Origin of the sequence: Methylobacterium mesophilicum, assembly GCF_022179445.1 — a bacterium.
Classification (GTDB): domain Bacteria; phylum Pseudomonadota; class Alphaproteobacteria; order Rhizobiales; family Beijerinckiaceae; genus Methylobacterium; species Methylobacterium mesophilicum.
The window spans coordinates 75,656-100,492 of the sequence record NZ_BPQU01000014.1 but is presented as its reverse complement, the minus strand read 5'-3'; the positions used below and the strand labels follow the sequence as shown (position 1 = coordinate 100,492).

16 protein-coding genes and 1 pseudogene are annotated in these 24,837 nt (G+C 60.1%); 4 read left to right on the top strand and 13 right to left on the bottom strand.

Translation table 11 applies throughout. The features are described from left to right. From MFF40_RS15590 to MFF40_RS15555, 8 genes are all read right to left on the bottom strand, one after another. A partial coding sequence (locus MFF40_RS15590; protein WP_238261228.1) for a family 16 glycosylhydrolase occupies positions 1-1,247 on the bottom strand: 1,247 nt, incomplete at its 3' end. An 877-nt stretch (positions 1,248-2,124) separates the two neighbouring features. Beyond that, on the bottom strand, positions 2,125-2,391 hold the full coding sequence (locus MFF40_RS15585; RefSeq protein ID WP_238261226.1) for a hypothetical protein: 267 nt from the start codon (positions 2,389-2,391) through the stop codon (positions 2,125-2,127). Between the two features lie 155 nt (positions 2,392-2,546). Continuing rightward, positions 2,547-3,221: a DedA family protein gene (locus tag MFF40_RS15580; RefSeq protein WP_238261224.1), complete on the bottom strand. Its 675-nt coding sequence runs from the start codon at positions 3,219-3,221 to the stop codon at positions 2,547-2,549. A 128-nt stretch (positions 3,222-3,349) separates the two neighbouring features. Then, the gene (locus tag MFF40_RS15575; RefSeq protein WP_238261222.1) at positions 3,350-4,387 is read right to left on the bottom strand and encodes an NAD-dependent epimerase/dehydratase family protein; all 1,038 of its coding nucleotides are present in this window, start codon (positions 4,385-4,387) and stop codon (positions 3,350-3,352) included. Next, on the bottom strand, positions 4,384-5,067 hold the full coding sequence (locus MFF40_RS15570; protein ID WP_238261220.1) for a hypothetical protein: 684 nt from the start codon (positions 5,065-5,067) through the stop codon (positions 4,384-4,386). The genes MFF40_RS15575 and MFF40_RS15570 overlap by 4 nt, the downstream gene beginning before the upstream one ends. Before the next feature lie 329 nt (positions 5,068-5,396). Continuing rightward, positions 5,397-7,781, bottom strand: a complete 2,385-nt coding sequence (locus MFF40_RS15565; protein ID WP_238261217.1) for a glycosyltransferase family 2 protein — start codon at positions 7,779-7,781, stop codon at positions 5,397-5,399. 98 nt (positions 7,782-7,879) lie between these two features. Then, the gene (locus MFF40_RS15560) at positions 7,880-8,365 is read right to left on the bottom strand and encodes a hypothetical protein (protein ID WP_238261215.1); all 486 of its coding nucleotides are present in this window, start codon (positions 8,363-8,365) and stop codon (positions 7,880-7,882) included. A 455-nt stretch (positions 8,366-8,820) separates the two neighbouring features. Next, positions 8,821-9,930, bottom strand: a complete 1,110-nt coding sequence (locus MFF40_RS15555; protein WP_238261213.1) for a DegT/DnrJ/EryC1/StrS family aminotransferase — start codon at positions 9,928-9,930, stop codon at positions 8,821-8,823. 389 nt (positions 9,931-10,319) lie between these two features. Here MFF40_RS15555 and MFF40_RS15550 point away from each other — a divergent pair, with 389 nt between their 5' ends. Further along, positions 10,320-10,556 (top strand): hypothetical protein, encoded by a 237-nt coding sequence (locus MFF40_RS15550; protein WP_238261211.1) that lies wholly within the window; start codon positions 10,320-10,322, stop codon positions 10,554-10,556. A 69-nt stretch (positions 10,557-10,625) separates the two neighbouring features. Here the strand turns inward: MFF40_RS15550 and MFF40_RS28855 are convergent, their stop codons facing one another. Then, positions 10,626-10,760 carry a hypothetical protein gene (locus tag MFF40_RS28855; RefSeq protein WP_283206107.1) on the bottom strand — a complete coding sequence of 45 codons (135 nt, stop codon included), beginning with the start codon at positions 10,758-10,760 and terminating at the stop codon, positions 10,626-10,628. A gap of 97 nt (positions 10,761-10,857) precedes the next feature. Here MFF40_RS28855 and MFF40_RS15545 point away from each other — a divergent pair, with 97 nt between their 5' ends. Next, positions 10,858-11,094, top strand: coding sequence for a hypothetical protein (locus tag MFF40_RS15545; RefSeq protein ID WP_238261209.1), 237 nt, complete (start codon positions 10,858-10,860; stop codon positions 11,092-11,094). Between the two features lie 182 nt (positions 11,095-11,276). On the opposite strand, the gene MFF40_RS15540 is transcribed toward MFF40_RS15545, so the two are convergent. Both MFF40_RS15540 and MFF40_RS15535 read right to left on the bottom strand, forming a co-directional pair. Next, on the bottom strand, positions 11,277-11,936 hold the full coding sequence (locus MFF40_RS15540) for an acetyltransferase (RefSeq protein ID WP_238261207.1): 660 nt from the start codon (positions 11,934-11,936) through the stop codon (positions 11,277-11,279). A gap of 1,098 nt (positions 11,937-13,034) precedes the next feature. Then, positions 13,035-13,393 (bottom strand): annotated as a pseudogene (locus tag MFF40_RS15535) (IS630 family transposase); the annotation flags it as partial. 353 nt (positions 13,394-13,746) lie between these two features. Here MFF40_RS15535 and MFF40_RS15530 point away from each other — a divergent pair. After that, positions 13,747-14,415, top strand: a complete 669-nt coding sequence (locus MFF40_RS15530) for an FkbM family methyltransferase (RefSeq protein ID WP_238261205.1) — start codon at positions 13,747-13,749, stop codon at positions 14,413-14,415. Between the two features lie 703 nt (positions 14,416-15,118). Continuing rightward, positions 15,119-15,934, top strand: a complete 816-nt coding sequence (locus MFF40_RS15525) for a glycosyltransferase family 2 protein (RefSeq protein WP_238261203.1) — start codon at positions 15,119-15,121, stop codon at positions 15,932-15,934. Positions 15,935-16,310: 376 nt separating this feature from the next. On the opposite strand, the gene MFF40_RS15520 is transcribed toward MFF40_RS15525, so the two are convergent. After that, complete coding sequence (locus MFF40_RS15520; protein WP_238261201.1) at positions 16,311-20,105, bottom strand: rhamnan synthesis F family protein; 3,795 nt, start codon at positions 20,103-20,105, stop codon at positions 16,311-16,313. Positions 20,106-20,889: 784 nt separating this feature from the next. Continuing rightward, complete coding sequence (locus tag MFF40_RS15515; protein ID WP_238261198.1) at positions 20,890-24,720, bottom strand: glycosyltransferase; 3,831 nt, start codon at positions 24,718-24,720, stop codon at positions 20,890-20,892. Positions 24,721-24,837: the final 117 nt, after the last annotated feature.

Below are 24,837 nucleotides of genomic sequence, written 5' to 3'. Positions count from 1 at the left end.
CGGTCCAGAAAGAACCCGCTGCCCACCTGATCCAGCTGCGTCGCCCCAAACGCTTCAATGGTCTTGGGCACGACCCCGATCTGGCCGTCGTTGTTCAGATCCTGTGCGAAGCTCTTTTCCAGCCGGAGCAGGGACGGGTCCGAACCCGACACCATGTTGAGGGCCATTGCGGTGTAGTTGCCGTTCGCGTCGGTGTTCCACACCGTGAACTGGTCCGCGCCCGTCAGCTTAAAGGCCACCTCGTAGCCGGTAGCCGTCTTTTCCGCTCCAATCGGGGTCCAGCTGCCGAACTGAGCCGCGGTCACGGCAGATCCGTTAAGTTTAAGCGAGGGACCCGACCCCGTGCTGTCGTCCAGAAAGAACCCGCTGCCCACCTGATCCAGCTGCGTCGCCCCAAACGCTTCAAGCGCGTGTGAGTTTGCACTAGTTGCGCCGTAGAGGCCCGGATCAGTGCCGTCGGGAGCCGAAACGGTGCCCTGGGTGACCGCTACCGCGTTCGAGCTTTTGGAGTACGCCCTGATGTAATCGATCGAAGAGGAGATCGGCTTGCCCGCCGCGTCCGCATCACTCTGCGTGGCGAGGTTGGCCACCAGGTACATCGGGCCGGTCATGTCGCTCGGCGTGGCCTGCGAGCCGACGAACTGCCCGTCGACGTAGAAGCTGATTTTATCCTTCTGCCAATCCATCCCGTAGGTGTGATAGCCAGGCGCGTTCGCCAACTCGCTGTAGACTTGCCGGTTCTGCTGCCACGGAATGTTGGGAGTCTGATCTGTCGTGTGAATCGTGCTGTAGACGCCCTTGTCGTTGCCTCCGTAGTGCTCGACCACGTCGAGTTCTTGCCAGCCTGGTAGATTGTTGGGATTGGCAGCTGGCTTGTCGGGTAGCAGCCAGAACGCGTCCCAGGCGCCCTTCATGGCAGAGAAGTCGGCACGAATCTCGAAGTACCCGTAGGTTTGCGAGAAACTACCTTGTGTAGTGATCAGCCCTGACTCCCAGCTCCCGGGATAGCCCGAGGTAGTCTTATCGGGAACAGCGGTGATAGTCAGCGCACCGCCCGAGACCTTGAATGGATCGTAGCCAGAAGCAGAGTCGACGAACGAGGAGTGTCCGAACCCAATATCAGAATTTGCGTCGAAGCGCCACTGTGAGCGAATATCACCCCAGGTCGTGCTACCCGCTGCCTTCGAGATGCTGCGCGTGTTAAACTCGTCATCAAACGTCAGCTTGTAGCCTGTCAGGTCAAGCATTCGTGTCCCCATGACAACGCACTGCCAGCTTTATATTTTCGCAATTATTGGAGTAATGTAAATTTTCTTCGCGTCCGCAATGAATTAGTTCATGCATGTTAATTAATTGCTAACATCGCGAGCAATCAGCAATAGATATGCAAAGCTATATTTCGAGAAAGTTTATGCTTAAATTGAATTTTGTTTTTACAATAGAGCGGCATCCGAGCGGGATGAAGCGTGTGGCGAGCTGAAGGTTTGATCGGCGCAGGCGGGCGCCGATGTCTTTAGCTTTGTCCAACAAACTGCGTCAGCGCGTGGTTCATGCGGTCGAGACCGACGCCTCGCGACGCCAAGCAGCGGAACGCTCTGGGGTCAGTCTGGCAAGTACCCGTCGCTGGTGCAGGCAATTTGCTCGTGCGGGTCACGTCGCGACTAAGCTGATGTACGGCGATCAACGCTTGCACCGGATCGAGGCACAGGCCGACCTGATCGTCTCCCTCTACGAGGCGCAGCCCGGGATTTACCCTCGCGAGCAACAGACCACCCTGGCCGAGCCCAGCGTCTGCGTGGCGCAGAGCAACCTCTCGCGCTTTTTCAAGCGTCATGGCCGCTCGCGAACAAAACGTATGGCCCGCCCCGTTTGCAAGGTGGTCGATGGAGGCGTCCCTGTCCGGTCTGCACACACGTATCCAGCATGTCGGCGCAGTGGCCGCCGCCAAGATGGAGAGCCGCACGCCCCAAGCTTCATAAGCACGTTGGGCTCGAAGAGGCGCTCTTTTTGCCAGGCTTCTGGAGCGCTGCTCGACCGTCACGCCATCTTCACTGCCCTCCCGCTGACCTCACGGACCTGCGCCGGTCACTCACGCTCCGGTCAGGGCCGACCCGTTGCAGCGTCTCAGGCGCGGGCCAGCTCCGGCTGGCGCTCGAAGCTCACGCCTTTCCGCAGCGTCGCCCATGCTACCTGGGCGAGCTTTGCAGAGAGGGCGACGATGACCGCAATGATAGACCGGTCGCGTCCGGCGGCGAGACCTGCACCCGGTAAAGCTGTGTCGAAGAGGGGGTTCGGATTGATAGTCGAGGTCCAGCTCTCGGCGGCGTAGGCTGCCGTATCGGTGCCACGCCCCGCGCCGTAGCGCCGGACCACGGAGCTCGCGTCGAACATCCAGTTAAATCCAGATGTATGCCGGCGTCCGTCCCACTCGGCGAGCCTGATGACTCGGCACAGGGCGGCAGGACGTGTGGCCGCCCTGGCCGGCGCGCTCGAGGCCCGTTGAGCCTATGCGCGGCATGGCTTCTCGCATAGCGGGCCGGGCCTGCCTACCCCGTGACCGCCTGCGGTGCGATCGAGCCCTCGACCAGCGGGCCGGGGATCGCAGCCTCGGCATCGACCATCAGGCGCGCCTCGTGACGGCGCATGAACATCCACAGCGCCACGGCGCCGAACAGCACAAGGGCCAGGAGTGCGAGGCCCACGGGCCCCATGACGTTCTCGATGGAGCGTCCGCATAGATACGCGCCGAAGCCCATGATCGAGGCCCAGGCAACGCCGCCCACGGCGTTGAAGAACATGAAGCGGCGGGCATCGAGCTTGTTCACGCCGGCGAGGACTGCCGCGTAGGCACGCAGCATCGCGGTGAAGCGGCCGAAGAACACGATCTTCCCGCCGTGCCGGCGGAATAGGTACTGGCCGAGCTTGAGCCGGCCGTGATCGAGGCCGATCATATGACCCTTGCGCAGCAGCAGGGGCAGGCCCCAGCGTCGTCCGACCCAGTAGCCGGCGTTGTCGCCGAGGATCGCGGCGGTCGCGGCGATCGCCACCACGAGAGTGATGCTTAGGTTGCCAGTGCTGCCGGCATAGGCCGCCGAGGTGAGCAGGACCGTCTCACCCGGGAGCGGCAGGCCCGCGCTCTCCAGGGTGATGATGACGAAGATGGCGATGTAGCCGTAATTGGCGATCAGGTCGGCAATGGGCAGATCGTGCAGGAAGGACATGCGGTCTCCTCGCGGATCGGAGGTCTGCCCTGTCGGCGAGAAACATGGCCGCTCCGAGGCGAAGACGGGATCAAACTTTGCCGATCCGGCTCGTCGAGCCGGACGCGGTCCCGTCGGCGTGGTGCGTGTTAGGTTGGATGCGGTCCCGCGCCTTCAGGTCGGAACTCCGCCAGATGGGCGCGCACCCAAGCGATGGTGCCAACAAGGCCCTCGCGCAGGGCGACGCGGGGCTGCCAGCCCAGTTCGGACCGGATCAGTGCGGTATCGAGCACGTTTGCCGGCACATCGGCTGTGCGGCTCGGCTTGTGCACGCACCGCAGGCGCTGGCGCCCGAAGGCCCGCTCCAGCTCGGCGATGATCTGGTTGACGCTCAAGCCCGCACCGCTGCCGACATTCATTACCTTGTGCGGGCCGTCATACGCGATGGTGCTTAGGAAGGCGTCGCTGACATCGTCGATGTGAAGAAAGTCGCGCACGATCTCGCCGGTGCCCCAGACCTCGAGCGGTAGGTCGGTAAGCACGCGGTGGATGTAGTTGCCGATCAGACCCTGATGCTTATTGCCGAGTTGGAACCGGCCGTACGGGTTGGCAATCCGCAGGATCTGGTACTCGATTCCGTGGAGATGCCGGTACAGATAGAGCGACTTCTCGATCATCAGCTTGCTGATGCCGTAAGCCGAGATCGGGTCGGTGGGCGCCTGTTCCGGGATCGGGATGGCGTGCGGGATCCCGTAGATCGCACCGCCAGAGGACGCGAACACGAGCTTCCTGATCCGAGCCGAGCGGCAGATCTCGAGCAGGTGTAGAGTGGCAATCGGCGCGGCGGCGAGTTCCGCGGAGGGGTCCCGGTTCGAACTCTCTGGGATTGATCCGGCGATGAGATGGAAGACGACGTCCTGACGCTCGACCGCGTTGGCGATGGCGAGACGGTCGGAGAACTGTCCGGTTACCCGGGCGACGCGCCGGTCGAGGACCTCGGCTTGCGGGTGGCTGCGGCTGAAACAGGTGACCTCGGCGCCGGCTTGCGCGAGGCGGTTGCACAGGTTCAGCCCAAGAAAGCCAGCACCGCCCAGCACGAGGCAGCGAAGCCCCGCGAGGGCAGAGTTCGGTTGGCCGGATCCGGCGGGATCGAAAGGCGGTCCGTGATGCCCGTCGGCGCCGATCATGGTCGGCGCTCGGTCACGCCCGAGTTCGGCGTCGAGGCAACGGGCGCTCCGGGCGAGGACGCCTCGCGCATTGCGATCATGCGCTTGACCAGGGCGAGGGCAGCGTCCTGGAGCATGCGGCGCGTCGGCTCAAAGGGGGCTTTCCCGTAAGCCCGGGCCCCCGCGTAGGTGGCCGCGTAGGCGGCATCCCAGCCGGCGGCGAGGATCGGCGGACCCGCGGCTTCCAGAGCGTCCCGGACGGTGATCCAGGCGGCCTGCTGTGCGGCATCCCAGGCCGCCGCTCGGACCGCGGAACCGGTCTGCCGCAGGGTCAGGTTCGCGACCGCTGCCCGCTTACGCGCGCGTTTCAGGTGATCGCACAGGGTAGCAAGATCGGAGATGGCCTGCAGCTCAGGCAGGTCAGCGAGTTCGTCCGCCTCGACATTCAGCTTAGCGAGATGAAACCACGCCGGCAGATGGATGCGGACGAGCCAATCGGCGACCAGAACCACGCGCCGGCGCTCCAGCGCGTCCGAGCCGTGTGTGCCGACCAGGTGCGGGAGCAGGGGGAGGATCAGACCGTCACGCTCGGCCTGAGGCAGGCCGTCGCTCCAAGTGCGGATGAACGCCGCGATGCTCGGGGAGGCGCATTCCGGGTGGTCCGAGGGGGGCTCGCGCGCGATGTAGGCCACCGCCTCCATTGCGCACATCGCGCCGCCGCCCTCCGGGTGTCCGCCCGCGGCCAGGGTGACAATCTGAGCGAGGCGATCAGGATCGATCGCCGGACTAGCGCTCCGGACCATGGCCAGCCTCCCTTTACCTCAATGTCGGGCTTGTGAGGGATGGACGAACTTCGGGACCAAGCCCTCGCCCGACCGATCCCGCTGACCAACATCCCAGGACCTTCAATCAAGCCGATCAGTCCGGCGCATCCGAATAGCCCTGTGCCCGAACAGGCTACTGAACAGGTCCTCGCGACGTTGCGAGCGGAGCAAAGACGCGAATTGGCCAGCGTCTCTGAAGCGGCCTGCTAATCCGTCTTTTTCACACGGTGTGTCAGGATGATGGAGAGCCAGGGTACTACCGCGTGCGCGACCTCGATCTGCAACAGCACCTCGAGGTGCAGCGCGTAGGGAAGGACGAACTGGAAGCCACAGCGCGCTTCCTCCATCGTCGTCGGCATATCCCCCAGGACCGCCGCGATGACGTCCGGCCGATGGATGTCGACGGGGATGCGCAGCACCTCACCGCCGACTTCGGCGATGAGCGTCGCCTTGTCCCGGTTTGCAGCGACGATCCAGCCCGTGAACACGACCTGCCCATCCTGGATCTCGGCCCAGACCCGATCACGAGGCGATTCGAGATTCGCCCGGGCGAAGGAATCTGGCAGCTCGCCATCGAGTTCTGCGACGGTGCAGCCGACCTCGTATTTCTCGAATCCGCGCCCTTCCCCAAAGATCGTCGCAAACCGCTTCTGGTACTGGCCGACGAGGAGGTTCTTGATGGTCTCGTCAAGTCCGGACCACTGCCCCTTGGTCTGGATCGTGTAGACCGACAGGATCTCGCGCAGGAACGCGATGCGCCCCTTGTCGGCGATGTACAAGTTCATGAGCCAGTCGGCGGCGCCCTGCTCGTCGTAGAACGCTTCCGGGACGCGGCGGAGGGCGTCAGCCCGATAGAAACAGGCTGAGAAGTTCGCCGTGAGCGGCGCCCTGGCGAGCATCGGGAAACTGATTGTCCCGGTCTGGTAGCGGCCTTGCTCCTCGTGCGGCATGAAGGATCCGTTCGCGACGTGGTGCAGCAGGACCCAGTTGAAGCACATGTCGAGCGATGGATCAGTCCGCAGCATGCGCAGCTGCAGGCCGATCTTCCGATCGGAGATCCAATGATCGTCCCCCTCGCAGAACGCGATGAAGCGGCCCGTGCAGGCGGCGATGCAATCGCGCATGTTGTGCAGCATGCCGAGATTGCGGTCCCTGGATCGGACAATGATTCGGTCCGGATGGCGGAGGCGGTACTCCTCGATGATCTCCGCGGTGCCGTCCGTGGACCGGTCATCGCCCACGACCACCTGCATCCGGAACAGACCGCGCTGGCTGAGTACCCCGTCGAGGCAGCGCCGGATATAGCCGGCATGGTTATAGGCCGTGACGACCACGCTGACAGTGAGCTGATCCTCGATCCACACTCGCAGAGCCTCGGCGTCCTGCCTCGGCCGATCTGCGCCGTCGAGTCCCATCTCTTTTAAGGTCGCTTCAGCGATGTCCGGATGATCCGCGATCAGCTGCGCGAGGCGTTCCGGATCCTCCTCGTCGAGATACGCCTCGCCCAGGCGCCGGAAGATGCGCTTCTGCGTCGCCTCGTACTCGGAGGCGTAGCGGCCACCGAAGTGGCCGCGCAATTGCCGGTAGAACTCGATCTCCGACTTGCCGAGCCGCTTGTGACGTGCGAGCACGGTGTCGAAGGCGGCCCACATGCCGCCCGCGTGCTTGCGGTACACGGCCATGACCTGCGGGAGGAACCCGATCCGACCGACCTCCGCGTGCATCAGGTGGATGTACCAGTCGGCCGGAATGATGCCGCGGCCGATTTGAAGTGTCTCGCTGCCGCGATACCGCCAACGGTAGAAGACGCTGTTCGTTTGGATGAAATTGTGCGCGACGAGGTCCGACAGGGACGGATGTGGGTCGGGGTGCTCCGGGTACTGCTCCTCAACAGCCGGCATGTCCTCGTAGACGACCTTCACCGGATGGTAGCACAGCGTGTATTCCGGCCGCTGCAGCATGTAATCGAGCTGACGTTGCAGCTTGTCAGGGTCGATCCAGTAATCGTCGCCCTCGCAAATGGCGACGTACTCACCGGAGACGCGCGAAGCGATATCGTCTAGATTATTGACGACGCCGACGTTCTCGGCCCTCAGAATCGCGACGATGTTTGAGTGGCGCGCGGCGTACTCTGCGATGATTTGCGCGGTGCCGTCGGTTGATTTGTCGTCACCAACGATCAACTCGAACGGGAAATCGGTTTTCTGGCTAAGAATGGAGTCCAACGTCTGCCGTATAAACGCCTTTTGATTATAAGTGATGCATAGGATCGAGACGACCGGTCTGCCACTCTCCGTCCCGCCGGAGGCGTGATCTTGCTGGCGCAGCCAAGCCGCGAAAGGGTTGATGTAAGTCCCGTCCACTGCCTTGTCCGGCGTGCCCGAAAAGTCCGGCCGCGGCTGTCGCCCGAGCCGGGCGCCGTACTTGACGTAATGCTCGAGCGGCGACAGCTCGGTCAGGCCGACATCCGGGTAGCGCGCGGCGTACCAGAGGTGATCGAACTGCCCGCTGCGGTAGATCGTCGAGAAGTCGTCCTGCCATGGCTCTTGCTGAGGCGGAGCCGGGGCGGCGGTCTCAGCGGCAGTTTGCATCGATCGTGTCCTCGCACATGTCTCGGCTGTTTGCTGCCATAGATCGCGGCGAAAAGCCGATCAACGCGGCGCCGTCGGGAAAAATGCCTCGGACGGCGTTAGAGCGTGCAAGGCGGCCGTGCTTCGGCGTAGCCATGATTGAAGTAGTGCTGCATCGGGTCGGCCCCCGCGCTCGCAACATCACCATTGCTCTTGAGGTAGAAGTCGCGGTCGAATAGACCGGAAATCTCGAGCCACCGGAGCATCGTGTCCTGGCCAACCACTGGCGCGCCACCGGGTGCCGCCGCCGAAGCTTCGCGGTAGAGCTCGACAAGTCGGGCGATGCGAGCGGCCACGTCCTTGGCGGCCGGCCGACGAACCGACGCGGCAACCACGCTCGACGGCTCGCCCGGGCGCTGTCGCTGAAGGTCGGCCTCAGCGAGGCGAACAAGACGCGCCAGTTCACCCTGCGCCTCCTTCAGACGAGCCTTCGTCTCGGCGAGCTCTGTTCGTAGCGCCTTGACGTCCTCGCCCAAAAAACGCTCCGTCCCAATCACTGCGCCCCACGGCGCCGAAGCTTCGGTCGTGAAGCGGAGGCCGCTCACCGGACGTCGCAGCGGCGGGGCCACTCCATGCTGGGGTGATACGATCGGCTCGACAGCGTGGTCAACCCTTTCCGGAAGCTCGGCTCCGCAGGGGGAGGGGGCCGGCGTCCTGCGCTAGGATCACCGTATCGGCGGCAACTCCGTGAACGTGAAGACATGATCTCGGGTTGATGGGCGGGGGTGATCGACAGCCAGGGGACGACCGCGTGCTCCACGTCGATCATGAGGCAGGCCTCCAGGTGGCGATCATAGGGGAGCGTGAAGCGGAAGCCGCAGCGCGACTCATCCACCTGCGCCGGTGCACCGCCGAACAGGGCGTCGACCACGTAAGACCGCTGCAGATCGACGGGAAACCGGTGCGTCAGCCTGAATCGGGGTTTGCCCGAATGCCTTACCGATCATCGTCGACCGTTTGGGTGGGAACGGAACCGGGATCGGGCCTGTCGAGTGCGGGCTCAGCGGGGTGACACGACGCCCGCGACGCACCCACAGACCTGCGCGATCTGTTCCGACGCGATCGTCGGGAAGAACGGCACGCCGATCGCGGTCTCGGCGACGCCCGCCGTTGCGGCCAGGCCATCGTTGAGGCATGTGGCGAAGACTGGATGCTTGTGGCAGCCACCGCCGTACCAGCGCCGCCACTGGATCCCGGATCGGTCGAAAGCCGCAGTGATATCCGCGACGACGCCCGCGTCGAAGATCGCGTTGGCGGTCATCGTCAGCCAATCGTGACCGAAACCCGCCTGCATCGGCACCCCGATCCTTTCGAATCCCGCGACATAGGCCAGCGAGATTTCACGCAGCCGAGCGATGCGCCCGTCAAGGCCGTCGAGGGCGGCAAGACCCACGGCGGCGGCGTATTCGGAGATGCGGTAGTTCCCGCCACGCATTTCCGAGACGCGGCTGCCGGCCGAGAACCCGAACCCAGTCATCGCAGTGATCCCCGTCGCCATTGCGGCATCGCTCGTGACGATTGCGCCGCCTTCGCCGATTCCCAGCGCCTTTGTGGCGTGCAGGCTGACGCATAGGGGTTGCGCGCCGACATGCCGCAGATTCAAGGCGGCGGCGGCGGCATCGAAGATCACAGGTACGTCGTGCTCGGCCTCGAACGCTTCCCAGGCGGCGATGTCGATCGGAGCTCCACATGGGCTGACGACGATGACGACCGAGACATCACCGGGATTGGCTCTGAGGGCACGCGCGGCGATCTCCGGTGTCAGCGACAGGGTTTCCGGATCGACATCGGTGAAGTACGGCGTGAGCCCGACATTGGCCGCCGCATGGGCGGTGGCGATGAAGGTCCAAGACGGCATGATGCAGTATCGGCCGGGACGGCCCGCGCTGCGATAACGCAGGGCGAGCTCGATCGCCGTCGTGCCGTTGCTGGTGAGAGCCGCGTGGACCGGGCTCTCACCGCTTTGAGCGCTGATGAACTGACACAGCCGTGCCGTGAACTCGTTGGTGAGAGGCCCATAGTTGCTGTAGATGTGGGACTGGTCGATCCGGCGCAGGTAGGGGACGATCGCGTCGGTCTCTGGGAGGCAGGGGATCAGTACCGGGATCATCGCTCGACCACGCCTTGGCTCTCGATCGCCGTGATCAGGGTGCAATCCGACGACGCGGCCGGCTATACCTGCCCGCGCAGATGTACGGAAGGCGCGTGGTCTGAGGGGCGGAGGTAGGCGACGGGCGGGGACCACGAGCCATGCTGTAGCCGGCAAACACCCGTCCGCGACCGGGCATTGAGCGATCTGTCTACCAAGCTGCTTCAGTTTACGCACAGCGATCCGGGCCGGGTAGTCCTGGCTCGGGCACATGCTGATGGCAGGCACGGGCGCCTCCCTTACGCTCGACATTTGCGAGCGCGCGCGCCAATGGTCCGGCTCGAACATCGAGGGGACTGAACGTGTCTGACGAAATGCGATCCGGATTACCAATGGTGGTGCCAGAGGCCGTGAGCGAGGTCGACCAGCTCAATACGAAGTTGGCGGTGGCAGAGCAGCGCGAGGAAGCCGTCCGGATGGTGCTGCGTGCGCTAATTGCCAGCCTGCGCCCCTTCGGGTTCGACAAGAAGCGATTCAAGCGCTGCGTCTTCGAGGAAGGCCAGGATACGCCAGACGAAGGACCAGCATCGATCCGCCACTCAGTGCTGAACCAAGAAGCTCGACGAGTGCTGCGCGAGACGCGCTGACCGTCACCCATGGGCGCTTCCCGTCGCGAGGGCGGCTTGGACCCTTGACCACTTCCGGCGCTCCCGGCGTTAACGAGTGCGAGCAGACCGGGCCTTCAACAGCGCATCGTATTCGGTCCGCGGGTAGCCCATGGCCTCGCCCAGGCATTCGAAGGACTTGCTGTCGAGCGTGCCGTCGAGGATCATGTCGGCGATCTCACTCATGGCTGAGCTACTACGTGGCGGTACGGGCGACACCAGGCTTGGCATCAGTAGCGTGGGCGTCGAAAAGGACGGCCCAGTTTCAGACCGAGCAGGCCAAATGAACGACGCCACGCAAAACGTCTCCATTGAGCGCGTGAATTGGGTCCGACGAGAAGGTGGCGAGCTCGTCGTCAGCCTTGTCACCATGGGCCGTCCGCTGGCCTTTAGTTTCAAGGCGGATGCAGCGCAGGCGCTCCTGGAAGGCATCGTCGCAGCTCTGCGTGAGCAGGTAGACGAGGCAATTCCAGTCTCATCGGCCACTAGCGCCGAGTTCATCGGCCCGACTGTAGCCTGACGCGACGCAACCCAGCGCATGCCGTCGAGGGTGATCGGGCTAAGCTCTGACCGTGTGCGTGGTCGTGGCGCAGCCCTGAAGAACCTGTCCCATAACGCCTCCCGGTGTGCGGCGGCCTCAGCTAAACTGATGCCACCACACCGCGGGACTGCACACGTAGGCTGAAGCGGACGCTGGGCCGCTCAGTCGCGGCGCAAGATGCGGGCGGGATTGCCTACAACCGTATGTCCTGGGAGGACATCGCGGATCACGACCGCGCCGGCTCCGACTATGGCGTGGGCGCCAATGCGGATTCCCGGGATCACGGAGGCTCCGGTGCCGAGAAAGGCACCTTCCTCAACGATGACGTGCCCGGCCAAATGCACGCCTGGGCTCAGGGTTGCAAAATCGCCGATCCGATTGTCGTGCGCGATGGTAGTCCCTGGATTCACGAGCACATGGGAGCCCAGCTCCGCGTCAGCCGTGATGGAGGCGTGGCCGAGGATCATTGAGCCCTCACCGACGGTGCTGCTCGCGCCGATCAGCACGGCTGGATCGATGATCGAGGCGAAGCGCGCTCCGATCGACCGCAGGCGCTCGACCGCTCGTGCCCGAGCCTTGGGCTCACCCAGCGCCACGACGAAGCGGAGGTTGTCGTCGCCCGCAAAATTTTCGATGTCACGTGAAACTGGGCGATTGTGAAGGCAGACGGGGACCGCAATATCAGGGTCGACGAGGCAGGCGACAAACTCGATCTCCCGTCCCGCTGCATGCAGCCGCGAGAGAACGACCAAAATCTCGCGCGCCAGCGCCCCCGCGCCGTAGAGGACGAGCCGCTCTGTGGGTGACTGCGTCGGAGTCATGCGATGCCTTCGACGAAATCACGGGACACCGGCCTCATAGCTATTGCCTCATCTTTCTCTGCATCATCGATTTTCTAAGAGTCTTTCCTGATTGGCACTCGTGAGGCAAGCCAGTCCTGTTCGATGTTTTCTAGGCCTTGCTGTGTCGCTTCCGCAGGTCACAAGCTTTTCTTCATCTTCGGCGCGGAGGCGCTGCATGACGAGGCCAGAAATGCGAGTCGGCTCAATCTGGTTCGCGACCTGGATCACTCGCGCAGGTCGGCTCAAGGTTCTCGACGCGATCGCCTCACTCATTGTCTATCAGGGAACGATCCGAGTCACCAACGAGGGTGAAGTCCGATCTGCCACCTTCAGGTCCGATCAGGCAGGCTTATCTCAGTCATATGGCGGCCGCGACGATCGCCGCCGACTCCGCGCCGAAGCGGAAAGCGGGCTTGTCACTCCACAGCAGGGATTGATCCAAATCAAGTTCGTGAGCGACGGGAGACGTGCCGTCAAACACCGCTGCCGCAGAGCGATCGCCCGCACTCGCATCGCTTGGCCTTGGCGGATTATACAGCCTGGCAGGGGGCGTAGGCTAAGGCAAGATTGCCAAAGGTCAGATCGCGACGAAGGGAACGCCGCGTTCGAGCTCTTGCGCCCGCTGTGTTATCAGCCCCAATCGCCCATTCGGGCTTCGAGGCCAAGCACCATGCGCTCGCTTCTGTTTGCCTTTTCCCTGCTGCTCCTCCCCGTGCCAGCCTCAGCGCTATGTCGTTGCACCTGCGTTCGAGGCGTGATGAGACCGGTATGCCAGCAAACTGACATCATGGTGCCGATCTGCCAGGGTCTTTGTGAAACTGAGATCCGCCCCGAACGCGTGGTGACGCCTTTGGCTGGTGGCCGAACTGCCTTCGATCCAGTGCAGCCGTTCGATCCGGCGCCGCGCGCACTCGCTAATCCCGGCGAAAACACAGAGACTAATGCGAACGGTCAGCAACTGGGTACGCCGAATCAGCTCTCGGGCAGCGTCGGATCAAGCCTAGACGCGGGGGGCTCAAGCCTTTCCGCTGGTGCTGGTGGAAGTGGGCGTTAAGCCACGAGAATGCCCGCGTTGACGGCTGTCCTGCGCCCTACGGCTCGGTGCGTTTGGTGGCGGGCAAAGAGGAGCGATAGGCCGCTGTGCCGGTGCGCTCACCGTGCGCGGCCAGGATGTCGCACGACTCGCGCAAGCAGATTCCAGACCAAGCTTTATAGGTCGAGAGGATCAGATCGGCCTGCGCTTCAATGGTCGGCGAATGATCGTCGCCATGCGTTGGTTCTGGCGCGACTTAGCCTTCCTGCGCATACCGCGCCGATCGACGGCTTGCACTCGACACACTCACACCAAACCGGGCCGCGACCCGATAAAACGAGGCGCCCTCGGCTACGGCCGCCACAACCCGTTCCCACAGACCGACGAACAACGATAAAGGCATCGCTGGCACCTTCACCGGTCTACGTGGCAATCCCCCCTCCGTCGCAAAGCCTGCGGGAATGGCTCTAAGCAGCTTGGGAATCGCGCAACCGTTCGATAAATCGGTCAAGCAAACGGACGCGTGTGTCGACAGGGCACGGCGCGATCAATGCGACATCTCTCAATGCCTATCAATGCAGGAGCGTTCCGCCGCATCGCCAAGGCCCAATGCAGTAGGACTGTCAGAACGCTCGCTCCCGGTTCGGCACGCCCCAATACGCCGGATCAAAAATATTGCAGAAATGCCTGAAAGTGATTTAAGAGGGATATTCCTGCATTAGATTTTTTGTTAGCAACGAATGAGGGGATTCCTACATGAAGCGCGAAGGTTTAGAAGAAGCCGATATTCTCCGGCTCATCGACCGAGCAAATGCAACGATTCTTGATGTCGGTACAAATAACGGCGACATGAGTGATAATTTTTCCAAATGGTTTCAATATGCCCAAATTTTTGCGTTCGAACCTGACCCCCGTGCAATAAAAAAAGTGCTGGCTCGCAATCTCAATTCGCGCATACACTTAACTACAAAGGCGCTTGGCAGAAGCGTCGGCAAGGCAGTTTTTCATCAAAGTTCTGGTCAAAATCTCGGAGCTGGAGTGATAGATCCTGAGACTGGTCAAATTGAAGAATGGGATCAGTCTGGCTCGCTCCGACCACCCAAGGATCATTTGACAGTTTTTCCGTGGGTAAAATTTGACAGCAAAATAGAAGTTGAGATTACGACTCTAGATATCTGGAGCGCGGAACAAAAAGTGAAATATATAGATTTCATTTGGGCCGATGTACAAGGTGCAGAAGAAGACCTTATTGCAGGCGGATTGCAAACTCTGCGAAATACGAGATATTTTTATACTGAATATTCCGACCGCGAAATGTACGAGAATGCCGCAAAGTTACAAGACATTCTTGATATGCTACCGTCTTTTGAGGTTGTTGAAATTTTTCAGCACGACGTTCTCCTCAAAAACCGGGACGCTTGGTGAGCGCCTGCATCGATACTTGCCTTGCACACTTGGTCCCGCCACATCTTGCCTCTCGGGTCGCCTCGCGTACATGACCCCGCTGTGAGAAACGGCACCAAACCCCGCCAGCCCGTGATCAGATCGGCGGCGGGGCCGAGCCGGCTGGTACCCCGCCGCATTGATCCTCACGACTGACCGGCCGAGGCTTCACGGGCGGGCCGTGGGGAACTGGTCTACGATCGCCGGTCGTCGCGTGCTTGCCCGCTGTATGGCTTGCGATGTCGCCCCCCCCCCCCCTTAGGAACGTCGACGGGAAGAGGCAACTTTGTAGCTCGCCCTCCATCTCAAGGAGATGGCCTGCAGAAGCTTATCGTTCGTAACCTCGGCTGCGGAATCGGCGTTGCGCAGATGATGGGCGCAACTTATTAGGCAGTCGCGCTGCAATGCTTCGCCGACCAGCGTTGCCGCACGGAAAAGCCTAGCATTACACCAACCGATGCGACGAACCGGGCCCACGAATTTTGTCACGCTTCTGCTTCATGTGAGTTGCTGGTTTGATCGTGCTTCTCGAACATCAACTCAGGCCAGACGAACACAGACCGGTTGCCGAAACAACCTTCCGTGTGCTCTAATGGTCAAAATCCAAATTTGCGCTGCTGATATGATCAAAATAAAATCAGGTGCGCGCGAAATCGAATGACTGCATTCAATCGAGACGCACAAAATGGGATGCACACTAGTTGCAATTGCTAGAAATGAAAGTGACTACCTCGCGGAATGGCTCGCATTTCATATTACGGTTGGCTTTGATAGCATCATAGTATTCGATCATGATTCCAGCGACGAGACTGCGGCAGTGGTGTCTCGGTCTGCTGCCTGCACTCCAAATATCTCGCTTCGCAGCTTTATCGCACGCCCAGGAGAATCGCCTCAGCTTGCTGCCTACAGAACTGCACTTTCTTTGGTGCGCACGCCGTGGGTAGCTTTCTTCGACGTCGATGAGTTCTTAGTCCCGTGGCAAGACGGCTCGGTCGACGCCTACCTTAACCGCGTGCCCGCGGATGTATCGGCCGTACACGTCAACTGGCGTTCGTTCGGCTCGTCTGGATTGATCGAGCCTAGCGAGGGCTTGGTCACGGAGACCTTTCTCCGCTGCGCAGAACCCGATTGGGCCTACCAAGGCCATTACAAAACGTTCGCCCGCACTGAGCGCGTTCGCAATGTGCAGGTTCATGAGGTCGTTTTGTCTGGAGGGCGGCGCACACTTTCGGACTTCAGCGACATTCCTTTCGATACGACAGGAATGACCAACCGCGTCGTTTACGCGGGCATCCAACTCAATCACTACCAGACTAAATCCCGAGCCGAGTTCGAGCGGCGTATGCAGCTGCCTCGCGCTGGGGTAGCTCAGGGCGAGAGTGTCAACAGGCTGGCCGATCGAGAATGGCGCTTTGCGCTCCTCGATCGAAATGAGACTGAGGACCGGCACGCCCTCATGTTCCAGGCGGCCGTCAGAAGGCAGCTAGCCCTCATCAGTTAGGATCCTTGTGAAGGCGATGGCGGTAAACTGATTGATGTCTTTTACCGATCGTATACTGCCCACCTGCAGACCCTCACCGCATGGCTCTACCCACGCTACAACCCGGGCGAATTCGAGAATGGCCTGATCAGTCGAAGTCATCCGCTGCTCACCAACTGCCCTTCGAAAGTTCGCATCCACATCCAGTTGACGCCGCGGTTGCTGACCTGTGGGAAGACGCTGGCAATACCGACTAAAGGCGGCCCGGCTTCGACTCAGAATGATGGCCGACATCAAATTAGAACGCCGGACGGCTTCGCCATAGAACCGGTGCCCAACTTCCGTCGGAACTCGCACCCCATATCTGGGAGACGGGTAGCGCCCCTCGTCGATACGCCTACAGAGACAGGCTGTTATACACTCTATGAATCGGTAGACCGCAGAAATCGTCCTCGACGCCAAGCGTCTTCATCGGTTCCGAGGGGGTGGCGATCTGGCCCTCCATCAGCATGCGTAGAAATTCCTGCGGCCCCTTCAACGGGATGTCGGCCTGGAGCAAGCTCGGCCCATAAAGATCGAGAGTGTCGGTGATGTACTGCTCGGCGCCAGCGTGCAATTTGGCGAGGATGGCGTGCTCGGCCTGGGTACGCGGGTCCGCCTTGAACAACGGCTCGATTCGTTCGCCCGTCCTATCGTAGCCCACGACCTGTCCGTGAGCCGCCGTCAGGAACGCCTCGACGGCGAGGCCGTAATTTAGCACAGGCAGCGACGACGCCGTAGGCTCCTCGGTATCCGCGCTGAAGCAGCTGAAGGCGAAGCCTCCGTCTTTCTCCACCGCTTTCGCCTTGTCGAAAGCTGTCATGTAGAAGCCGATCAGCGGCTGGCCAAGCGCCAGCTGCATCATCTTCTGGATCGTAGCCGAGTAGCCAATATCGACCACCCCGCAGGACCCGCCGGCATCCAACTTCTCCTGCCGGGCGTAGGCACGAAACAGCTCGTTCGCGTCCGCGGCATATGCCGTAATCTCTGGCTCAAGGCTGGTCATGACGCGCTCGATTACCGGCGCGTCGACCGGGAGCCGCACCTCGAACCGATCCAATTCGAGGTGCGCCGGGGCCGTGAAGCCAGCCCTGTTCCAGAGAAGCCCCTGGATACTGCCCTCGTAGCGGCCGGCAGCTGTCACGAGTTCGGGGCGGAACCCCCCGCCGAGGGCAGCGGCGATCGCCGTCTGTCGGGAGACGTGGAAGTATCGGCCATCAGGCAGATGATTCAGGCCATAACGCCCACGGATCATCTGGTAGATCTTGACTAAGAAGTCGCCCTCTCGCGCGAGGAAGTATAGCCGCTCAACGTTGCTCAGTGCCGCGTGCCCAATCAGCCAGGACATAAATAGCAACATGAGCGGCCCGAACACGACGTAGCCCACATCACGTGTCGAGCCGAGCGACAGGTAAGGCGGAGCGGATCGGTTAAGGAATGGGTTGCGGCAAAGATGCAGCATGGCATGGCCGACGACGAGGTCAGCCGGCCACGTCACGACGAGGTCGCCCTCGTCTCGCGCGAATCCACTCTGGGCAAGGATCTTGGCCGGGTGCGCGACGTGGAGGTACGGGATGCGTCGGTCGCAAGCCGCCTGAATATCCGAGTGCTCGTTGTCGCCGATATGCAGCCAACGAGCGCGCGGCACCGCTTCGACCGTCTCGACGTAGTGCCACAGGTCACCCCGATCCTTGCGGGCGCCGACCGCGTTCGACACGTAGATCGCCTCGAACAGGTCGGCGATCCCAATGCCGGTCAGGACAGCACGGATATCGGGCTCCTCGTAGTAGGTGTCCGTCATCAGAACGACCCGCTTGCCGCGCTCATGCGCCGCTTTGAGCACGGCGATGACCTCCGGGCGCGGGCGCAGAGCGCCGAGGTCGATCCGCTTCTCCAGCGCATGCGCCCTCGCGACCACGTCGCGGGGGATCGTGCCGGAAGCAGTGAGTTCCGCGTAGATCTCCGATAGATTGACGTCGCCCTGGTGGTGCTTGCGGGCCCGAACCCGGTTCTCGGCAGCGCGGCGCTCCGCGAACAGCGGGATGGGGCGACCTGCCTCCGTCGCGATGCGGTGCTCGACGAGTTTAAGCACGGCATCTGGGCGCCGGGCGGGACGGCTCACAAGGGTGTCGAACAGGTCGAACGAGACGAGGTCGACATCGCTGAGCGCCAGCAGGGCTTGATCCTGGGAGCGAGCGCAATACTGATCCCAGTTGCGGGCGCTGCTGTCGTAACGGGCGATCCCTCGTCCGTAGTCGAAGCAGACGGCACGGTATCCTTGTGCCCGGCACACCAGGGGGATCACCCGCTCGATCGCATGGGCAAGCGTCCCGTCAGTTTGGCCGTGTTCCTCAGGGAAGTCGTGGAGCGTCAACCCCGCTGTCAGCAGTGGGCGCAGGGCGTCGACTCGTGCCCAGAACATGCCGCCGACGGGATAAGCGAGGTACTCGTCGAAGCCGTCGTAGGGCAGGCCAAGGCGAGCAAGCAAACCGTGACCGGTGCCAATGTTTGAAAGCCAAGTATGCGCCCAATAGACGATGTGCGCGCTGGTCTCCGGAAAGTACAGACCAACCTGGCGGTCCTCCTGCAACAGCGTCAGGGCGATAGCAGCGCAGGCGGCGTTCGCAAACAGCGTGCGATAGATTTCATCGCGCCAGCGCCCCTGCTCGACGCCGCTGAATAGCGATTTCTTGGTGTGGACGTGGAGCACATAGTCGTAGTGCAAGATGTCCTGGCCGAACACGGCGACGAGCGGTCCAAAATTGCGGCCGCGGTTTTCCACCAGCGCGACTCGACAGTGGTGGAGAAGCCCAGCGCGCGCCGCAGCCGCTTCGATCGCTCGCTTCTTAGCGGGCTGGTCTGTCGAGACCAGCAGATCGAATTGTGGGATCCCCCGCACGAGGTGCGGGAGGAGTTCCTCGAAGACGTCGACGTAGAAGGCGTGGATGACGACGACGATGCGTTCGGCCGTGTTCTCGCGCAGGACGATGGGACGGGTCTCGATCACGCAGCCAGCCGCGTCGCGCGCGTATGGGAGGCGGATTGGCCTCCCCTCCGCGCGACCGCTGTCGAGGTAATGCAGCAGCGGGTTCGAGCCAGCTCTGGCCACGTCGGGGTTGTTCCCAAGATACCACTCCCCATCGAACAGAGGCCCGGGCTTCATCCCGAGAGCTGCTCCTTCGTGGAGGTAGTGTCGTGCGGCTTGGTTCGAAACCAGATCGGGGACGTAGGACGTCCGGTACCATTCCGCGTCGAACAGCTCAGAACCTTCGATCCGCGCGAGCACCACTGGGTCGGCCGACGGACAGATCGGCCTGCCCTCTAGGCGGCCGTCGTTCAGGTAGTGCAGCAGGGGGTTCTGGCACGCTCTAGCCACGTCTGGGTTGTTCTCAAGGTACCACGGACCGTCAAACAGCGGGCTGGGGCTCAGCCTGAGCGCCACTCCTTGTTGCAGGTAGTGCCGTGCGGCCTGGTCCGGCGCGACGTCGGGTGCCTGGGTCGCCCCATACCACTTCGCGTCGAACAGCTCAGAGGCAGCGATCCGAGAGATCGCTTCTGGGTCCGTTATCGAATAAATCGAACGTCCTTCGGCGCGTCCGCTGTCGAGGTAGTGCAGCAGCGGGTTGAGGCCCGCCCTGGCCACGTCAGGATTGTTCTCGAGGTACCACGGACCGTCAAACAGCGGGCTGGGGCTCAGCCCGAGCACAGCACCCTCCTGTAGGTAGTGCCGTGCGGGTTGGTCGACCGCCATTTCAGGCACCTGCGTTTCGCGGTACCAATCGGCGTCGAACAACTCAGAGGCAGCAATCCGCGCCACCAACGATGGGGCGGCGTAGGGGCGGATCGGCCGCCCTTCGGTGCGTCCGCTGTCGAGGTAGTGCAGCAGCGGGTTGAGGCCCGCCCCGGCCACGTCAGGGTTGTTCTCGAGGTACCACGGACCGTCAAACAGCGGGCTGGGGCTCAGTCCGAGCACAGCACCCTTCTGCAGATAGTGCCGTGCGGGTTGGTCGAACGCCATTTCAGGCGCCTGCGTTTCGCGGTACCAATCCGCGTCGAACAAGTCGGAACTCGCGAGCTTGCGCTCGGCAATCGGGTCGCCGTCAACACCAAGGAGTTTGCGCAGGGTTCGGCGGAGCGCGTTGTGGCGTACCATACGGAGACTTTGGATTGAAACTTCGTGCATAGGGGAGCGACGGCATCCCAGAACTCAGCCAGCCCGTCGACGTGGGTCGTACAGCAAGGACGGGGCGGTTCGCAAATTGGCCGGTATGCCTTTAAGCGTGACTAAATTCAGCGGTACGCACACAGGGCGCATCCTCGCGGGTCACGGCAGCAAGCGCCCACCGTGGCAATAGGCTCGGTTGAACTTCTCACCGAGCAGCAGTGCCTCTCGCGTTCACGACAAGGTACCGCGCGGCGCCCGACTTATCTCGGTCCGTCAGGCTCAACTGGATCACTGCGCTCGCCCTTGCCCCCAGCAGATTGAGGCAGTCGAGGGCAACCGGCGACCAGGCGAGCCCAACCGTATCCTGAGAGTTCTCCAGCCGCCCACGGCGGAGCGCGGCTCACACGCCTGCGTAATAGCACCTGCCCACCTACCAACTCGTCTCGCCGCCGCACCCCACCTCAGACCGGCAAAGGTGCTTCCATTGCACGCCCCGCGCGCGACAACATGATATCCGCCAAAGCCACGCGATAACAAAGAGCTGGGCCATGCTCTCCCAACCCGCTCGCGCCTATTTCGTCCGCCGTTCTGGATTTCGCGCCTAAGCCGTAACCCGTCCGCACCACCTACAAAATCCAAACAAGACAGGAAGGCAGCGATCGACAAATCGACCGCTTCCATACCTATTGCCTCCTATTTTTTCATACCGATTGGGCTGACACTTCAAATTACGTACAGCTCATTGGCGGTCGAATAAGCACTTACCATTAAGCTACCCGCAACAATCCGACAACAATTCTTGTATTTTAGAAGCAAAAACCCTCGATGAGAAATCTCCAGCTCTGCATATAGCCGCTTGCGATATATTTTGTCGATCCGCCGCACTGCGCAAGAGCAAAGATCTTGTGCTCTCCACAAGAGTCTCGACAGAATCGTACAAAAAACCGTTGACGCCGTGCTCGATGATTTCACGTGGACCACCGGAAGCTAAGGCGAAGGGAATCGCGCCGGCCGACATAGCTTCAACGACACTGATTCCGAAATGCTCGGCCGCCCACGGTTCGGTGGTCAGATCAGCCTCGAGACCTGCTCCGTGCCAGTAGACTTCGGTCGACGCATACAGCTCAGTTAAGATATCCGGCCGGGCATTAAAATGAAAATGGATCGGAAGCCCCATACCCATATCTACGAGTCGCTCGACGTAATCCATGTGTTTTTTCTCAGGAATAGTTGAGCCAACAATATGAAACTCAACATCTTCCTCATACCGTTCCTTCAGAATCTTAAAGGCCTGGATGAGCAAATCGTGACGTTTCGCGTGCCCTCCCACAAAAAAGCGACCGACAGTCAAAATCGAATTAAAGCGCTTTGCAGAAGGTCGGATTTGAGCAACCGGCGGCGAGACCAGACAAACCGGAACGTCTGGCGCCTGTATGCTGTCGAGTTTCGTCTCAATATGTTTTTTTGCATACATTGAATAAGCCACATATTTATCATATCCCGCAATCCGGCTCCTTTTCTCTGCATCGACCGGACCATACATCGGGAAAGGAAACTGGCAAATATACAGATTCTTCTTCCCAAGCGCGCCCTGTCTCGGAACAACAAAATTATCCATGCTGATGAATATCTCAGGCCGCGTGGAAATTTTTAGATCTGAAAGAAGACGTACCTCAACGCAATCTAAGCTCAACGAAAGCTCTTTGGCAAGGTTGTTTAACCGAAATCTACTATACAGATTCGGGACCGCTAAGATTACACTGTAATTCGATGACAAAAACGAAGCAATCGAAAGAAGGTAAAGCTCCCCACCGCCGGGCGTAAGAGGGTAGGGGGTGTGCAGAATTGCAATTGGGCGATCCGATCCGGAATTACCCCGGGGGCGCAAGTCAGAGCGGACAATCTCCGAGCTCGTTTCTGGATCGAGGGGAATCCCATTCAAGATACCAGACCAACGATCAAACACCTTACGCCGGTTAAGCTCATTGATGTACTGCGCCTCTTCAAACGCGGCAGCCAGTCTAACGCCCGACATATTGTGTTGTTTGGCATAATCAAGATTAAAAACTTGACATCCAGCAGATATTACTTTCATCACGAGGTCGACATCCTCGTATGGACCGGGCTCGAAAGCTAGATCGAAGCCATTAACCTGCGAAAATACGGCGCTATCGAAGAGTAACAAATCGAAGAACTTGCCGCCGCGCGTTGGAGATCTGGAAAGAGAACAGGCAACCGCACCGAGGTCGAGCCTCTCCAAATTATACGCTGAACCTACTTCGCGGCTGATCCATTCAGCTCGACCGGGTAGCGTAGCAGATAATGACACGACCGCCTTTGCAGAGTCCCCGCTTTGCAGAAGCTCCAGAGCTGCAAACAGGCCTTCGGGCGGAACCTGATCGACGCCCGACATTATACAAAGCTGACTGCCGTGGGATGCTTCAGCCGCTATGTTATACGCCTCTCCGTCAAAGCGATCGCATCCGATCCTAATAAATTTGACCAAAGGAAAAATGAACGACAAAGTTTCCAGGTCATTCACGTCGCTACCATTGTCCGCCACTATTATTTCGTGCGGAATGCTATTAAAATTGGCGCTTATCCAGCCAACTGTCTGAATCACTCCGGCAGCCGAATCTTTATTGGCGATGAGAAAGGATACTTGAGGTGTCTCGAACCGATGAGGGACGGGAACGGCGTTGCCCTGACCAAGAGGGACGCCGAACCGTTGAGACATAAGCGCTTCCGCGGTCTCTACGATGGATCGAACCGTATCGGCCCAAGAGGTAGGTCTAAACTCGGATCGAATCTGCGATTCAGCGGAGAGTCGCTCCGCCGGACGGTAGAGAGCCCTCTCGAGCTGAGCCACGAGGCTCTGCTGCGACCATGGATCGAAGTACCAAGCAAGATCACCGGCGTGCGACCTTATTACCGCTAAGTTTGATGAAATGCAAAGTTTTCCATATGTAAAGCTCTCGACAACTGGAAGCCCGAACCCTTCACTAATTGATGGAAAAACGGTGAACAAGCATGCCCGATACAATGCAGCCACGTCGGCATCAGTAGCAAAATCAATAAAAACTATCTTCTTAAGCTCGACCAATCCAGAGAATCTCGGCTCCAAGGCAAGGCCTACGTCATCTCGACCGATCAATACAAGCTGAGGCAGACTGCCGCCATCTGGTCCATTATATAAATCAATCCAAGCCTCACAGAGAGATCTCTGATTCTTCCGTCGGTCAATAGTCCCCACACAAAGCACAAATTCCTGATCAATCAATTTTCTCAAATCGTCAGACAATGCTCTGTCAGACCGCAAATCACGTACCCCGAACGGGATTTCCTGAATGCTGATTTTAGGCGATAGATTCTTTTTTAGGAGCCACCTTGAAATCTCTTGCCCAACTATCGCATTTGAGACAAAAATAACGTTAGCGTTTTGTACCACCATCGAAAGCCAGTGAACGAAGGACCTTGCGTGAGAAATGCTTACAAGTTCAGGACTGGTAATAGGAATGATATCATGCACTAAAACACTGACCGTCACGCCGAGCTCTTTTAAGCTGGCGATCAAGAGTGCGTCTGATACGTTCCAAACTACGCCCGTGAATATAACATGATCGCCGCGTATAGGGCGGAAAGCGCCTAATTTGTCAGCAGCTGACGAATGATCGACGCCAGCGCCTTCGGTGATCTCGTACGCCGCAGCTTGAGCGATCTTCGATATAAGCTCTCGGTCAATGAGTCGCGTCAAACCTGTAGCTGTATGGTCTTTAACGCATGGAAGAAAGACTTCATCTCCCTCGAACAACCCTGAGAGCAAGATCTCCGATGTCACACGCCCGACACCGGTCAGATGAGAATGATGATTGAGCCATTCTATCGTGTCGCCAACGTAGTACCAACACAGCGGATCTCGATTGGCTTCCAAGCTTAGATTGGGCTGATGAGAACCGAGACGCGTTGGTCGATTTTCTGCATGTCCGTATTGAACGTAATGTTTGATCGGATCTGCACCCGCTAGCAAGACGTCGGGATTTAAAGACAGATACATGTCCCCGTCGAAATGCTCCCTGCCGAGTTGCGCAAAAACTGCACCTTCAGCAGCCGCGAGAGAGGGCGGGCGGCCTTCTGAAAATCCATATTCAATATAATGTGTAAGGTGATCCGTTCCCTCGCTGAGATCGGGGTTAATTTGCCCGTACCAAGCTCTGTCAAACACTTGATCGACGAATTTTTCTAATTCCCATACTTTGCGTGTTGGTGCGCAACCGGCAAGAAAGCCGTGTTCGACATAGTGCCTGATCGGATTTTTGACAGCCTCTGAAATCTCGCTGTTTTGGTCTACATACCATCTTGCATCAAACGTTTGACGTGTAAGCTCACCAAGCTCCCATATCTCTTGGGTTGCGGCTCGACCTTCGAGCCGCCCATGCACAATATAATGCCGCAAGGCTTCAATTTTATCACCACGTATATCGGTATATTTATTCAGGTACCACTCCGCGTCGAAGAAGCCGACACGCTCCAGGAATTTGGTCTGTCGCCGCAAATTAAATCGGCCGATCAGTTTATTTATAAAGTTCAGGCCAATAATGTGCACGGCACTTATCCACGACAACGGCATGTTGAAAAATTTTATGGCTTACCCGAGTGGCTTTTATGGGGAATTCAATTGCTGGCTCATATGCAGCAAGGAGGCTCGCGGAGCCAGGCCATA

What these genes read in the sequence shown, in the direction of transcription:
- MFF40_RS15585 (WP_238261226.1), bottom strand. Translation starts at nt 2,391, where the DNA reads ATGTTCGACGCGAGCTCCGTGGTCCGGCGCTACGGCGCGGGGCGTGGC.
- MFF40_RS15580 (WP_238261224.1), bottom strand. Translation starts at nt 3,221, where the DNA reads ATGTCCTTCCTGCACGATCTGCCCATTGCCGACCTGATCGCCAATTAC.
- MFF40_RS15575 (WP_238261222.1), bottom strand. Translation starts at nt 4,387, where the DNA reads ATGATCGGCGCCGACGGGCATCACGGACCGCCTTTCGATCCCGCCGGA.
- MFF40_RS15570 (WP_238261220.1), bottom strand. Translation starts at nt 5,067, where the DNA reads ATGGAGGCGGTGGCCTACATCGCGCGCGAGCCCCCCTCGGACCACCCG.
- MFF40_RS15565 (WP_238261217.1), bottom strand. Translation starts at nt 7,781, where the DNA reads ATGCAAACTGCCGCTGAGACCGCCGCCCCGGCTCCGCCTCAGCAAGAG.
- MFF40_RS15555 (WP_238261213.1), bottom strand. Translation starts at nt 9,930, where the DNA reads ATGATCCCGGTACTGATCCCCTGCCTCCCAGAGACCGACGCGATCGTC.
- MFF40_RS28855 (WP_283206107.1), bottom strand. Translation starts at nt 10,760, where the DNA reads ATGAGTGAGATCGCCGACATGATCCTCGACGGCACGCTCGACAGCAAG.
- MFF40_RS15545 (WP_238261209.1), top strand. Translation starts at nt 10,858, where the DNA reads ATGAACGACGCCACGCAAAACGTCTCCATTGAGCGCGTGAATTGGGTC.
- MFF40_RS15540 (WP_238261207.1), bottom strand. Translation starts at nt 11,936, where the DNA reads ATGACTCCGACGCAGTCACCCACAGAGCGGCTCGTCCTCTACGGCGCG.
- MFF40_RS15530 (WP_238261205.1), top strand. Translation starts at nt 13,747, where the DNA reads ATGAAGCGCGAAGGTTTAGAAGAAGCCGATATTCTCCGGCTCATCGAC.
- MFF40_RS15525 (WP_238261203.1), top strand. Translation starts at nt 15,119, where the DNA reads ATGGGATGCACACTAGTTGCAATTGCTAGAAATGAAAGTGACTACCTC.
- MFF40_RS15520 (WP_238261201.1), bottom strand. Translation starts at nt 20,105, where the DNA reads ATGGTACGCCACAACGCGCTCCGCCGAACCCTGCGCAAACTCCTTGGT.